Consider the following 13,591-nt stretch of genomic DNA (forward strand, 5'->3'; position numbering starts at 1 on the left):
GCAGGTGCGGCCTGATGCTCAGGGCTGCTCGATGCCCACAATGACCCAATCGGCATTCTCAACCGACATGTCACGTTGCAGGTGCCAGACTTCGCTGAACTCGGTGGTCTGATGGGAATCTTCCTTCAGCCAGCCATAGAAGTTGATGCTGGCAACCACGTGGTCCTTGTTGTCGATAAAGCCTGCCAGTTCCGCCATCACAGACACCACTTCAGTCTTCTGCGCGCCCTGCTGGCCGCGCTCCTGCTGCAGCTCGGCAAAGAGTTCAGGCGAGACGTAGCTGCGGATCTCATCCCAGTTCTGCTCGTCCCAGCACTGCTGCAGGTGACTGAAGTGTTTCTGGGCACCGACCACAAAGGCATCGCGGTTGAACCATTGCGGTGTCTCAATCTCGCTGTTGCCAAGCCCTGCGCCAAATCCGGCACCCGCCGCAGGCTCAGCCTGGGCAGCCGTGCGCGCCATCGGCTCGTTCTGTACAGGATCGGCGTGACCCTGCACCGGTGCACCACCGGCACCGGCATAGGCCGGAGCATTCTGACGGCGGAACATGGCAAACAGCTTGAAAGCCGCGAAGGCCAGCAGCGCGATCAGCAGGAAGTCCATCATCTGCATGCCTTCAAAGGCACCGCCCATGAACAGGGACGCCAGCAGGCCACCGGCCAGCAGGCCGCCGAGCATGCCACCAAAGCCCGACTTGCGTGGCGCCGTGGCCGGTGCAGCCGCTTTCTGCTGAGTGGTGGACGACGTTGCCGCGGGGGCGGTCGTTTTCTTGGGCATGGAGAAGCTCTTGCCAATGCTGCTACCACCGCCAAAGCGCTTGCCCGCGTCGGCCTCTGGCGTCAGCAGGGTAAAACTCAGAAAAACGGCGAACATTATAGTCATCAGCTTTTGCATGAAGGCTCCTGTGTTTTGGTTGGTTGCAGGTTACGCAGTGTATCAGTAACCACAGCCAGATAAATGCCAGCGAATATTAGGGCTATCCCGATAAAATGAAAAGCCTGAACCTGCTCCCCAAGAAACAATACCGACATCAGCAGCCCAAACAGCGGCATAAGATGGATAAACAGACCCGCTACCGGCGCGCCAAGTTCCGCCACACCACGATTCCAGCACAGATACGCCAGAATCGACGGGAAGATGGCCATGTAGAGCACGGTCCCGCCGGTCTGCAGCGAGAATTCCGGCATGCGCCCCTGGCTGAGTTCAAGCACCGCCGGTAGCCAGAGCATCACCGCGCCCACGGAAATGGTGATCCCCAGAAAGGCCAGGCCGCTGAGTTCAAGCGGCTTGTAACGCAGCAGCACCGAGTAAAGCGCCCAGTCGGCCACGGCCAGAAAGACCCACAGATCCCCGCGGTTGAACTCGAGACTCAACAAGGCCCCCAGGCTGGCCTGACTCAGTAGCACCAGCACACCACAGAGCGACAGGCTGACCCCCAGCCACTGGCGCATACTGACGGCATGGTGCAGAAAAAATCGACTGATCAGCAGAATCAGCACCGGAATCATCGAGTGCATCAGGGTGGTGTTGGTCGCTGTGGTGGTCTGCAAGCCACTGTAAATAAAGGTATTGAAACAGGAGACCCCGAGTATCGAGAGCAACAGGATCACCGGCCAGTGGGCGCGAATCACGGCCCATTCACGCCGAATACGCGGCAATACAAAAGGCAGCAGAATCAGCATGGCCAGGGTCCAGCGCGAGGCTGCCAGCGTTACCGGCGGAAATTCCAGGTGAATCGCCCGTGCCATTACAGAGTTTCCAACCCAGAACAGCACGGTAAATACCAGCAGCAGCTGAGCCATCAGTGCTTGCCTCCGCGGTGCAGCAAGCGCGACAGCAGAGTATCGCTGTGCTCCCGACCGGTGAGAAGGTATTGCAACTGGTTGTAATTATTCACTGTCCACTCCATTTTATGCAGGGCTTCGCTCAGGCCACAAAACAGGATTTCATCCCCTTGCTGCAGTTCGCAGAGCTCACCCGGCAGCAAGCGCACCTGCTCGCCACGGCGGTGCATCAGTGGCATGCAGGGCAGGCTGCGCGTGCGATCCCGCGGGTCCTTCATCAGGGTGCGCAGTTTCAGCACCTGCTCCTGTTGCAGCATCAGCAGCGCGGGGGTTTCCTCGTCACACAGCCGAAAGCTCCAGCTGTCGAGCTCCCGCTCCCCCACGACATGACTCATGCGATTGAGCAGCACGTGGGCCCAGACATCGTCATGCTCGCGCAGCATGCGTTCGATAAAGACCGGCAGCAGCGGCGTTTTGATTTGCGCCAGAATCCGGTTGGCGATAATACGCCCCGGCTCCATCACAAAGTCGGCACGGGAGTTCTGGAACACCAGGTCGTTCTCGCCCAGGTTCTGGCGTACCACCGTTGTCAACCTGGGGTTCAGTGCCCGTGCCGTCATGATGATCGACAGGTTGTCGGCATCATGAAAGGTGCCGGCCACTATGCCCACCGCCTCGGTAACACCCGCGGCCTCCAGCGTGACGGCTTCGGTACCGATACCCTGCACGCGGGGCGCGGGCAACGCCTGTTCGTCCTTGCCCTCATCAATCAGGGTCAGCTCGACACCCGCCTGCCGGAAGGCCCCATAGAGCGCCCGCCCGAAGCGACCATAGCCGCAGATGATCCAGCGCCCTTCCCGGCGCTTGTGTACCGTCGCCATCGGGCGGTGCTGCGGGTTGAGCAGCCAGTCATACACCAGATGGGTATAGGGGGCATGGGTCGTCAGCACCAGGTACTCGGCGTAGGCGCGAAACGGGTCCACCACCAGGTCGGTGCCGAAGGAGCCCAGGTTGGCGGTCGTGACATCGGACTCGGTACGGCTGATCACCATGCGCTCGGGCACCAGCACCTTGCTGGCAATGGCGATGGACAGATTGGCCTGGTCATCGTCGGTCAGCGCCAGCACACCAATACAGCACGCATGACGCAAGCCGGCATCGTGAAGCATATCCGGCAGGGATGCATCGGCACACAGGCGCGGCACGCGAATCGAGAGCCCGTCCATTTCCAACGCATCGACCCGTTCCTGCTTCAGCTCCAGCACAACGGTGCGCATTTCCCGTGCTGCCAGCTTTTTCACCACCAGGCTGCCGGTAACGCCATAACCGCATACCAGGTAGAACGGCTCTCGCAAGCGTCGCACCTCGTTGACGAAGGCTCGCCGGCGCATCAAGCGCCCGAAAGCCGGCTCCTGCAGCAACGCCAGCAGGGTACCGATGCTGTACAACCAGGCGATCACGGTGGCGTAGATGCAGGCCAGGGTCCAGAAACGCTGAGCGTCGGTAAAGGGATAGGGGACTTCGCCAAAACCGATGGTCGAGCCCATGAAGGAAACAAAATAGAAGGCGTGAAAAAAATCCATGCGCCAGGGCTGCCCCTGGTCATCCTGCCCCGGTATAAGTACCAGCCCCAGCACAGACACCGCATACACCAGGATCAGCGTGACCAGCGGCGCTCGTAGCCGGCGCAGCAGTATATAGATGACATCATTCATGGCAGCGCGCCGGTCAGCGCCGGACCAGCACGGTCTCGACCACCAGCAGCACCACCGAAAGGATATTGGCCATCAGCGCACCGCCCGACAGGGACACCACGCTGGCCAGGATCATCTCATCGACACCCCCGCCCACCTGGGCGGCATAACCCCAGATAACCGCAGCCGCTACCAGCTGCAGATCCGCCACCAGGCTGGTTGCCAGCATCATGGCCCCCACATGGGTGCGATCACCGAACTTCAGCACGGTACAGATCAGGCTGGCGACCAGGGCGGCAAAGAGCTCATACACATTGTGGTGATTGGGGTTGCTCGTTTCGCCGATAAAGAAGCCAAAATTCAGCGTCAGCGCCAGCACGATAAAAAAGGCAAAAATCACTTTTTCACGGTTCATGGAAATCCCTTGCGTGATCGACAGGCCTGTAAGACCCCGATTGTATCGACTGTAGCCCGTCACTGCCACGCAGGTTGGCATGCAGCTGGCAGAAATTGGCGCCGGCCGAACTTTGCGTTCAGAACACAGTCACAAGGCTCACAACTGTGAGTAGCAAGTCATGCGCGGGCTCAGTAGTATGTTGACCCTGTCGCCGGTATCCAAGGACCCAAAGACTCCATGAGACAACCCCGTTTCGCCGCCCCCCTGTTCGTACTCTGTGTCTGGCTGCTCAGTCTGCCGGCCCTGGCCGAGAGCCGCATCAATGTCAGCCCCAACGACAACCGGGACTACCTGAATTTCACGCTGGACAACCAGCTCAGAGTGCTGGTGATATCGGATCCCGGCACCGACAAGGCTGCGGCATCACTGGATGTGGATGTCGGCTCCAATGCCGACCCTAAAGAGCGCATGGGACTGGCACACTTCCTGGAGCACATGCTGTTTCTGGGGACCGAAAAGTACCCCCAGGCCGGCGCCTATCAGGCTTTTATCCGCGCCAGCGGCGGCAGTCACAACGCCTACACCTCCTACGACAACACCAACTACTTTTTTGATGTCAGCGCCGAGAACCTGGCACCTGCGCTGGATCGCTTCTCGCAGTTTTTTATCGCTCCGCTGTTCAATGAGACCTATGTCGATCGCGAGCGCAATGCCGTCAATTCCGAATACCAGAGCGGCCTGCGTGACGATGGCCGCCGCATCTGGAGTACCTACAAGCGCCTGACCAACCCCGAGCACAGCTTCAGCCAGTTCAACGTCGGCAACCTCGAGACCCTCTCCAACGACACGCCTGGAGCACTGCGCCAGGATCTGCTCGACTTTTACGCACGCTACTACTCGGCCAACCTGATGACCCTGGTGGTTCTCGGCCGCGAGCCCGTCGATGAGCTGCGCCACATGGTCGAAAGCCGCTTTGCGGCGGTCAAGAACTTCGATGCCACAGCCTTTCGTGACACCAGGCCACTCTACAGGCCCGGCACCCTGCCCGCCCGACTCGATATCCGCACCCTGGATGATACCCGGGAGCTGAGCCTCAGTTTCCCGCTGCCGCCAGCCAGGGACTACTGGGCCCAGAAACCGCTGTACTACCTGTCGAGCCTGATCGGTTACGAAGGCAAGGGCAGCCTGCTATCGGCCCTTAAAGCGCGGGGCTGGGCCAATGGCCTGGGCGCCTCGGCGGGCCTGGATCTGCCCAACGCCTCCTCGCTGAGTGTCAATATTGACCTGACGGAACAGGGCTTTGAGCATTACGAAGAGGTCACCGCACTCTTTTTCAGCTATGTGCGCCTGCTGCGCCAAAGCGGCATCGACCCGCAGCTCTACGCCGAAGAGCGCCAGCTCAATGCCACCCGCTTTCGCTTTATCGAACCCAGCTCTCCCATCCACTATGTCCGCCAGCTGGCGCGAGGGCTGCAGGACTACCCGGCCGAACATGTGCTGGATGCCCACTATCGATTTGACGAATTTGACGCCGAGCTGATCCGCCGCTTTCTGGCGCCGGTGCGCCCGGACAACATGCAGCTCACGCGGCTGGCACAGGACCTGGACACCGACCAGGTCGACCCCTGGTACCAGACCGGCTATCGCATCACGCCACTCGGTGATGCACAGCTGTCCCAGTGGCGCCGCAACCCCGCCGGGGATGACGTGCTTGCCATCCGCTCGCTCAACCCCTACCTCGCGACGAACCTGGAGCTCAAGCCTCTGCAAGCCTCCGACGACGCTGTGGCCGGCAACCGCCCCCGGGCCCTGCTGTCCCAAAACGGGCTGGAGCTGTGGCACCAGCAGGATACGGAATTTCGTGTACCCAAGGCTGACTTCTACTTCTCGCTACTGTCGGCACCGGCCAACGCCGATGCCGGTGGCGCCGTACTGACAACGCTGTACACCCGCATGGTAAACGACCAGCTCAATGAAACCCTGTATGACGCCGCCCTGGCAGGGCTCTCCCTGAGCCTGTACCCCCACATGAAGGGCGTCAGCGTACGCGTTTCGGGCTACAACGAACGCCAGCCGCTGCTGCTAGATGCCCTGCTGGCGGCGATGGTGAATCCGGACCTGGACCCCGACCGCTTTGCCCTGGTGCGCCGGCAGTACGCCCAGGAACTGGCCAACGAGCGCAACGACACGCCGTACAACCAGACCACCGGCGAGTTGTACAGCCTGCTGCTGCCGCAGTGGTCAAGCGAACAGAAGCTGGCCGCGCTGGAGTCTGTTTCCCTCGCGCAACTGCAGCGCTTCGTACCCCGGCTGCTGGCCCAGACCCGCCTGCGGGTGCTGTCCCACGGCAACCGCGGGGCGGACGAAGCCCTGACCCTGGCACAGCGGGTTAACCAGGTACTGCGCGCTAGTGCGCAGGTTGCCGAGCCCGCCAACATCGACGTCGTGCAGCTGAGCCCGGACGACGCACTGGTGCAGACGCTGGAACTGGAGCATCAGGACTCCGCTGTCACCCTTTACCTGCAGGGTCAGGATACGGCACTTGGCACCCGTGCCGCCTACATGCTGCTGGGGGAAATGCTGTCATCCCCCTTCTATAACGAGCTGCGCACCGAACAGCAGCTGGGCTATATCGTCTTTGCCAGCGCAATGCCGCTGCTGAATGTGCCGGGGCTCGCGCTGGTGGTACAGTCTCCGGTGGCGGATCCGCTGATGCTGGAGCAAAAAATGCAAGCGTTCCTGCAGGAGATAACGCCACTGTTCAGCCAGCTGGATACCGCCGGCCTGGAGGAGGTCAAGGCCAGCACCCTGTCACGCCTGCTGCAAAAGGAAACCAGCCTGAGCCAGCGCAGCGGCCGCTACTGGCAGGAACTGGACCGGGGGGAGCTGGGGTTCAACAGCCGCGAGCAGCTCGCAGCCGCCATCGAAGCACTCAGCATCGCGGACCTGCAGCGCCAGTTCGCCGATCTCGGCACGCGTCGACTGCTGGTACGCAGTTTTGGCAAAAGCATTCGGGATGATTTCGAGGTCCAGGAAACGACCCGTCGCGCCGATACCGCGATCGGCGCACTCAAAGCAGCGGATGCTTTCGTACCGGGCGCCTGAAGCGGGTGCCCGGCTGCCTTCGCTGCAGTAAGGTTCAGTCAGCCTGCTGTTGCAGAGCCTCGAGGTAGGCCGAACGCGGTTCGGCGCGAATCTGTTCGAACACCCGGTCCTCGCCGCTGGGCGGGGCGGGTCTGCGAGCCGGCCCGATCAATATTTCCGTCGCTTGCGGCGCCACGGCATAGGGCACGATATAGGGGGCCGGCAGACCTGGCCCTGTGTCCCGGGGGCTGACCTCCGCCATCGGTTCGCTGTCCAGGCTGCCCCTTGCCTTGTTGTCGTAATGGCTGCGGGCGTCGACGCGACCGGAAGAAAAGCCCTGCGGTTCGGTCAGCGCATAGGGCAAGGCATCCTCGGCCCACAAGGGCGGCGCCAGCAGGCTCAGCAGGCAGGCACCGAGGACCCGGCGTTTCATCCGTCCATGCCTTCCATCGGATAGATGGCTTCGGCATAGACATTCAGCTCCTCCAGAATGCGCCGTTGTTCGTCAGTACGCTCCGGCGCCTGGTAGAGGGCATTCAGCTTTTCGTAGAATGCCGTCATGCCCAGGTAGCCGTCGGTGTTGTCTCCCAGCAGCTTGCGCGTGCGGTATTCCTCCCAGTGCAGGCGCTCGTCATCCGTCAGGCTGGCGGGGAAGTTGCGTGCCTTGTAGCGCAGCAGCATTTCTTCCAGCCGCGGATCCTGAAACGCCAGTTCCAGCGCACCCAGCGCCTGCGGGTCGCAATCCCGAATCCGCGCCATGGCGGCCTTATCCGCCTCGCCAAAAAAACCACCGCTATAGAGCATCTGGTCCGGGTCGGATGGTGTATCGAAATCACTCTCACCAAACACCTCTGCCAAGGTGGCCTGCAGGCCATCAAAGCTGCGCAAAATCTGCAAGTGGGTGCGGCAGCTGTCGCCATCGATCTGCAACCGCCTGGCCTCTGTGCCCGTAAGCATCCCAGCGGGCGCAACGACTGGGCACTTGTTGATATGCACCTGCTTGAGCGCGATGCGGGCCGTGCCGGGCTCAAGGTCCTCGGTACGGGTATACATCAGGCGACGAATTTCCTCGGCCGGCAGGCTCAGCAGCGGCGTCGGATCGACCCGAAGATCCCAGACGATAACGCTGTTGCGGTTGACCGGATGCACCGCCAGTGGCGCCACAATGGCACAGTTACCCCACTCGGCCGGGTAGCGTGATGACACATGCAGCACCGGTTTTTTGGTGGCCACATCCAGCAGCGCCTGCACCGCTCGCTTGCCCCGGTTTTTCAGCACATAGTCATACAGTTTCGGTTGCCGCTCTCGCACCAGCTTGGCCATGGCAATAGTGGCATAGACATCCGATAGCGCATCATGGGCATGACCATGGTCAACGCCGTTGGCGCGGGTCAGGTCTTCGAGCCGCAGGCTGGGAGTACCGTCGTCGTACTTCGGCCACTCGATACCCTCTGGGCGCAACGCCCGGGTCAGGCGCAGCATGTCGATAATGTCCCAGCGCGAACAGTCATTCTGCCACTCGCGCGCATAGGGATCATAAAAATTGCGATACAGCGTGTAGCGGGTGACTTCATCGTCAAAACGGATGCTGTTGTAACCGACGCCGCAGGTGCCCGGGCGCGCCATTTCGGCGTGGATGCGGGCGATGAACTCGGCCTCGCAGACACCCTCCACCAGCGCCTGCTGCGGCGTGATGCCCGTTATCAGGCAGGCTTCGGGGTTGGGCAGAAAATCGTCCGCAGGCTTGCAATAGAACATCACCGGTTCCTCGATGATATTCAACGCCATGTCGGTACGGACCCCGGCAAACTGCGCCGGGCGGTCGCGCTTGGGATCAGCGCCGAATGTTTCGTAATCGTGCCAGAAAAAGGTCAGCGTGGCGGAGACAGACATCGGATCGAGGCTTCCCTGATAAAGTTGATCGATCCGCCGGCAGACGCCACGGCGGATCCTGTTTAGACTATAGGGCGAATTCGGCGGCGCCCCGGAGCAGACTGCAGTAAAGCCTAACAGCTCGGACGCCACCGATCCATTTCAGCCCCGCCACCTTGACAGGCCCGATACAGACCCATGTCGAAGAAAAAATCAGCCGCCCGTACGCCGGATCTGGCCACGCTGCCCTGCCCCTGCCGGAGCGACCGGCGCTACCTTGACTGCTGCGAGCCCGCCATTAGCGGCAAACGACCGGCCGGCAGCGCAGAAAGCCTGATGCGCTCGCGCTACAGTGCCTTTGCTCTGGGTCTCGCATCCTACCTGATTGATACCCTGGCACCGGAAAAACGCCAGCCGGGCGAACGCGGCCAGCTGAAACGACAGTTCAGAACCACCCGCTGGACCGGACTGAACATCATTGCAGTAGACGCGGGCACGGACCAGGATTCCACAGGCACGGTGGAATTCGAAGCCTTTTACATCGCCGATGCTCAGCCCGGGCGGCTGCACGAGCGCTCCCGTTTCAGGCGCGACAACGGCCGCTGGTACTATGTTGATGGCGATGCGCAATTCCTGCCGGCCACTCGGGGCTAGCCGCCCGAGGGCAACATTATCCAGGCACAGTTCCTGTATTTGGCCACTTTGCTCGCATGTCAACTCTTTCACTGCTATCCACGGCGCCTTAGAATAGCTAGCTTTCGCGCCGCAGCATAGCCTGTGCATGCTGCCCAACCCTTATGCCGGGACCCCCCTACCAATGTTTGCGAAGTTTTTCAGGCCCAAGTGGCAAAGCAACAAGGCGGACGTACGGATACGTGCAATCAGCACTTTGCTGGCGGAACAGCCCGACCAACTCGAAATACTCGCCCGACTGGCTCAGACGGATCAGAGCCCGGACGTGCGCAAAGCTGCGGTGGCGCGGCTGCACAAGCCCGAACTGCTGCTGCGCGTCATGGCCACCGAGCAGGACCCGTCCATTCGCCACGTCGCAACGGATCACCTCTGCAAGCTGGTGGCCAGCGACGAAAGCAACCTGTCCCCAGAGCAGCAACTGTCCTGCATCCAGAACATTCAGGATCAGGACCTGCTGACGCACATCGCGCTGCACACGGGCAAAGCCGCGCTGCAACAGGCTGCCGTGTTGCGCGTGCGCGCCGAAAGCAACCTGGAAGTCCTGACGCTGAATGCGCAGAGTGCACAGATGCGCCGCCTGGCCGCCGAGCGGCTCGAAAGCGAAGCTGTACTCGAACGCGTCGGCCGCCAGATGCGCCAGCGTGACAAGGCGGTGTACCGGGTCACCCGCGACAAGTTGCAGCAGCTGCGCGAGCACAGCCGCGCCCAGGACGCGCTGCAGGCCGACCGGCTGGAGCGGGTCGAGCGCATGGAGCAACTGGCCGCCGGCGAGCTGATGCCACTGTACGGCGCCCGTATCGACGCGCTGAGCCAGGAATGGCTGAAGCTGGAGACATCGCCAGACACACTGGAAGAACGCTTCCAGCAGGCCCTGATGACCTGCCAGCAGCGCGCCGCCGAAATGCAAGCGCAAGCGGACGCCAAGGCTCAGCAGCAGCAGCGTCGGAACGCCTACAAGGAACAGAGCACCGAACTACTGCAGCAGCTTGATGACATCGAGCAACGCAGCCGCGAAGCCCTGACCGATGCTCGCCTGGATAGCGCCGCCCTTGGCGACGAGCTCAGCGCCTGGCAGCAGCAGTGGAACGCCCTGGCCCACGCCGAGTTTGCCGATGACTCAAACTCGAGCGAGGCCCCGCGCAAGGCCCTTGCCCGCATACAGGGCAACGCGGACAGTGCCCAGGCGCTTAGCCGGGCCCAGGCCGACCTGCAGCGTCTGCTCGGCCAGCCGGTCGAGGACGCGAGCCCCGCCGTGCTGCGCAAGCAGCAACAGCGCATTCATCAGCTGCTGCAAAAAGTGAACTGGCCCCAGGCTCTGCCGCTACCGGATGCACTGAAGCTGGCGCAGCAGCGACTGCAGGCTATAGAAGCCCGTCACAAGGCCCTGCAGGAACAGGAACAGGGCCTGGCCCAGACGCTGCGCGAACAGCTCGACCGACTGGAGCAGGCTATCGGTGAGGGCCACGTAAAAGAGGCGGGCAAGTGCCATGAGCGCGCCGCCCAGGCCCTCGAAATGCTCAATGGCAACACCGTCGCCCCGCTGGAGCTGCGCTTCAAGCAGCTGCATGCCCAGCTGCAGGAGCTCAAGGACTGGCAGGGATACGCCGTCACACCGAAAAAAGAGCAGCTGTGCGCCGACATGGAAGCCCTGGTCAACAGCCCGCTTGAGGTCACGGAACTGGCCGAGTCCATCCGTCGCCTGCAGCAGCAGTGGAAACTGCTCGACAGCACCGACCCGTTCCACGCCCAGGCACTCTGGCGGCGCTTCAAGCAGGCCTCGGATCTGGCCTATGCGCCCTGCGAAGCCTACTTCCAGGCACAGGGCGAGCGCCGACGTGAAAACCTGGTACAGCGCGGTGTCATCTGTGACCAGCTGGAGAGCTACATAGCCAGCATTGACTGGAACCAGGCTGACTGGAGCGCCATCGACACCATCAGCCGCGCCGCCAAGGACGAATGGAAGCAGTACTCCCCGGTTGACCGCGGGCCCGGCAAACAGGCGCAGGAACGCTTTAACCAGCTGCTGCAGCAACTGGACGGCCCGCTGCACGAACACTATCACGCCTGCCTGGAGTTCAAGCGCGACCTGGTCGACCAGCTTGCCGAACTCTGCGCTGCCGAAGACCCCCAGGCCGCGGCCCAGCAGGCCAAGGCACTGCAGCAGGATTGGAAGGACGCGGGCAAAACCTTCCGCAGCCAGGAGCACCGACTGTGGAAACAGTTTCGCGCCCACTGCGACACCCTGTTCTCCCGCCTGGGCGACAGCCAGCAGCGCGGGCGAGAACTGCGGGCCGAGCAGCGCGAAACGGCGGAACAGATTTGTCGCCAGCTCGAACAACTGCTGGCATCACCCTGCAGCCGCGCGCAACTGGAGCAGATTCTGCCCCGCTGCATCAGCGATTTCTGCGAACTGGAAGAAGACTTCAGCACGCCCTACCTGCGCCGTTTTGACGACGCCCGCCAGCAACTGGAGCGTCAGCGCGCCGACCTGGCCCAACTGCAGGATTCCACGGCCTTTGCCGCCCTGCGCCAGCGCATTGAACTGTGCGATACGCTGGAAACCCAGCTGCTGACCGAGCAGCCCGATGCTGCCATTCTTGAGCAGCTGCGAGCGCACTGGGACACCCTGGAAAGCTGCAGCAGTGAATATGCCGAGCTGATCGAACAGCGCTTCGCCCTGGCCCAGCAGGTTCAGCAGGAGCCCGGACTGCTGCCCGAACTGACCGATGCGGCCGGCCTGCGCCTGCGCCAGCTGTGCATTCAGCTGGAGATTGCCCTGGGGCTGTCGTCACCGGAAGACGATCAGGCCCTGCGCCTGGAATACCAGATGCAACGCCTGCAACAGGCACTGGAACAGCACAGCGAAGCCGTCACCACGGCCGACCTGCAGCGCCTCGAGTATGAGTGGCGCTGCGTCCCCATGGCCCAGCGCCATCCGGCACTGGTGCAGCGCTTCTACCAGCCCCTGGAAGGCCTGCTTTAACGGCGAGCCCACCTGGAAACACAGGCACAAAAAATCCCGCAGCAGCGGGATTTTTTTGTTGAGCCGGTGTATCCAGCCAGGGCCAGGGGCCCTGGCGCGTCCCATCAGGACATGTGCAGACCACCGTTCATGGACAGGTCGGCACCGGTGATATAACCGGACTGCTCATCAGCAACAAAGGCCACCAGGCGGCCGATTTCTTCCGGTGTGCCGAAGCGGCCAACCGGAATGGTCGCGGTGATCTTGTCCTGGATATCCTGAGCAATGGCGGCGACCATGGCCGTCTTGATATACCCGGGCGACACAGTGTTAACTGTCACACCCTTGCGCGCCACTTCCTGTGCCAGCGCCTTGGTGAAGCCATGAATACCCGCCTTGGCGGCGGAGTAGTTGCACTGGCCGAACTGGCCTTTCTGGGCGTTTACCGAAGAAATGTTAATCACTCGGCCCCAGCCCTTGTCCAGCATGCCGTTGATGACGACACGGGTCATGTGGAACATGGAGTCCAGGTTGGCGGACATGACCTCGTCCCACTGTTCCCAGGACATCTTCTTGAACTGGCCGTCACGGGTAATACCCGCATTGTTGACCAGCACATCAACGGTACCGCCGGTCTGCTCCTCCACGCTGGCTATACACTTGACGCAGGATTCGGCATCGGTCACGTCACCGTAGGCGACCATGATTTCATAACCGTCCTTGCGCTGTTCTTCCTGCCAGGCCAGGGCTTTTTCGTGCTTGCCGCCGCTGTTGTAGCCCGCAACGACCGTAAACCCCTGATCAGCCAAAGAACGACAAATAGGCGTACCCAGTCCACCGGTACCGCCAGTTACAAACGCTATTTTCTTGCTCATTTACGCATCCCCATAGTGCCAATATCCTTTTTAATAAGTCGACTTATAGTTTTAAATCTCTATCGCTTAGCTCGTCCCTAAGTCAACTGACAATAATACCAACCCGCAGGCCAAATCAACTTCAATTGCTACAGGCCGGTGACAATACCCCTAAAATTTGACAGCCTTGTGACATGGGGCAAGACCCACTGCCTGCACGCAACAGCAGCACAGGGCTTCTGGTATACTGC

10 protein-coding genes are annotated in these 13,591 nt (G+C 61.6%); 3 read left to right on the forward strand and 7 right to left on the reverse strand.

From position 1 onward, the window contains the following. Positions 1-18 precede the first annotated feature (18 nt). From KDW95_RS10705 to KDW95_RS10720, 4 genes are read right to left on the reverse strand one after another with little or no spacing between them, the layout of a single operon-like run. Positions 19-882, reverse strand: a complete 864-nt coding sequence (locus KDW95_RS10705) for a Tim44 domain-containing protein (RefSeq protein ID WP_255856258.1) — start codon at positions 880-882, stop codon at positions 19-21. After that, positions 882-1,802 (reverse strand): DMT family transporter, encoded by a 921-nt coding sequence (locus KDW95_RS10710; RefSeq protein ID WP_255856259.1) that lies wholly within the window; start codon positions 1,800-1,802, stop codon positions 882-884. Before KDW95_RS10710 ends, KDW95_RS10705 begins: the two co-directional genes overlap by 1 nt. Beyond that, a complete protein-coding gene (locus KDW95_RS10715; RefSeq protein ID WP_255856260.1) occupies positions 1,802-3,499 on the reverse strand; it encodes a potassium channel family protein in 1,698 nt (565 codons plus the stop codon). The genes KDW95_RS10710 and KDW95_RS10715 overlap by 1 nt, the downstream gene beginning before the upstream one ends. Before the next feature lie 13 nt (positions 3,500-3,512). Next, on the reverse strand, positions 3,513-3,893 hold the full coding sequence (locus tag KDW95_RS10720) for a DUF6394 family protein (RefSeq protein WP_255856261.1): 381 nt from the start codon (positions 3,891-3,893) through the stop codon (positions 3,513-3,515). A 219-nt stretch (positions 3,894-4,112) separates the two neighbouring features. Between KDW95_RS10720 and KDW95_RS10725 the strand changes: the two genes are divergently transcribed. Next, positions 4,113-6,980 (forward strand): insulinase family protein, encoded by a 2,868-nt coding sequence (locus KDW95_RS10725; RefSeq protein ID WP_255856262.1) that lies wholly within the window; start codon positions 4,113-4,115, stop codon positions 6,978-6,980. Positions 6,981-7,014: 34 nt separating this feature from the next. Here the strand turns inward: KDW95_RS10725 and KDW95_RS10730 are convergent, their stop codons facing one another. Beyond that, positions 7,015-7,392: a hypothetical protein gene (locus KDW95_RS10730; RefSeq protein ID WP_255856263.1), complete on the reverse strand. Its 378-nt coding sequence runs from the start codon at positions 7,390-7,392 to the stop codon at positions 7,015-7,017. After that, the gene (gene sbcB, locus KDW95_RS10735) at positions 7,389-8,852 is read right to left on the reverse strand and encodes an exodeoxyribonuclease I (RefSeq protein WP_255856264.1); all 1,464 of its coding nucleotides are present in this window, start codon (positions 8,850-8,852) and stop codon (positions 7,389-7,391) included. Before sbcB ends, KDW95_RS10730 begins: the two co-directional genes overlap by 4 nt. Before the next feature lie 177 nt (positions 8,853-9,029). Here sbcB and KDW95_RS10740 point away from each other — a divergent pair, with 177 nt between their 5' ends. Continuing rightward, positions 9,030-9,485, forward strand: coding sequence for a YchJ family protein (locus KDW95_RS10740; RefSeq protein ID WP_255856265.1), 456 nt, complete (start codon positions 9,030-9,032; stop codon positions 9,483-9,485). Between the two features lie 163 nt (positions 9,486-9,648). Then, positions 9,649-12,507 carry a DUF349 domain-containing protein gene (locus KDW95_RS10745; protein ID WP_255856266.1) on the forward strand — a complete coding sequence of 953 codons (2,859 nt, stop codon included), beginning with the start codon at positions 9,649-9,651 and terminating at the stop codon, positions 12,505-12,507. Positions 12,508-12,611: 104 nt separating this feature from the next. Here KDW95_RS10745 and phbB read toward each other — a convergent pair whose 3' ends face one another. After that, on the reverse strand, positions 12,612-13,361 hold the full coding sequence (gene phbB, locus KDW95_RS10750) for an acetoacetyl-CoA reductase (RefSeq protein ID WP_255856267.1): 750 nt from the start codon (positions 13,359-13,361) through the stop codon (positions 12,612-12,614). Positions 13,362-13,591 lie beyond the last annotated feature (230 nt).

The sequence above is a fragment of the Marinobacterium rhizophilum genome (genome assembly GCF_024397915.1).
In the GTDB taxonomy this organism is placed as follows: domain Bacteria; phylum Pseudomonadota; class Gammaproteobacteria; order Pseudomonadales; family Balneatricaceae; genus Marinobacterium_A; species Marinobacterium_A rhizophilum_A.

Bases quoted from the DNA above. Each gene is read 5' to 3' on its own strand.
- KDW95_RS10705 (WP_255856258.1), bottom strand. From the start codon at position 882: ATGACTATAATGTTCGCCGTTTTTCTGAGTTTTACCCTGCTGACGCCA.
- KDW95_RS10710 (WP_255856259.1), bottom strand. From the start codon at position 1,802: ATGGCTCAGCTGCTGCTGGTATTTACCGTGCTGTTCTGGGTTGGAAAC.
- KDW95_RS10715 (WP_255856260.1), bottom strand. From the start codon at position 3,499: ATGAATGATGTCATCTATATACTGCTGCGCCGGCTACGAGCGCCGCTG.
- KDW95_RS10720 (WP_255856261.1), bottom strand. From the start codon at position 3,893: ATGAACCGTGAAAAAGTGATTTTTGCCTTTTTTATCGTGCTGGCGCTG.
- KDW95_RS10725 (WP_255856262.1), top strand. From the start codon at position 4,113: ATGAGACAACCCCGTTTCGCCGCCCCCCTGTTCGTACTCTGTGTCTGG.
- KDW95_RS10730 (WP_255856263.1), bottom strand. From the start codon at position 7,392: ATGAAACGCCGGGTCCTCGGTGCCTGCCTGCTGAGCCTGCTGGCGCCG.
- sbcB (WP_255856264.1), bottom strand. From the start codon at position 8,852: ATGTCTGTCTCCGCCACGCTGACCTTTTTCTGGCACGATTACGAAACA.
- KDW95_RS10740 (WP_255856265.1), top strand. From the start codon at position 9,030: ATGTCGAAGAAAAAATCAGCCGCCCGTACGCCGGATCTGGCCACGCTG.
- KDW95_RS10745 (WP_255856266.1), top strand. From the start codon at position 9,649: ATGTTTGCGAAGTTTTTCAGGCCCAAGTGGCAAAGCAACAAGGCGGAC.
- phbB (WP_255856267.1), bottom strand. From the start codon at position 13,361: ATGAGCAAGAAAATAGCGTTTGTAACTGGCGGTACCGGTGGACTGGGT.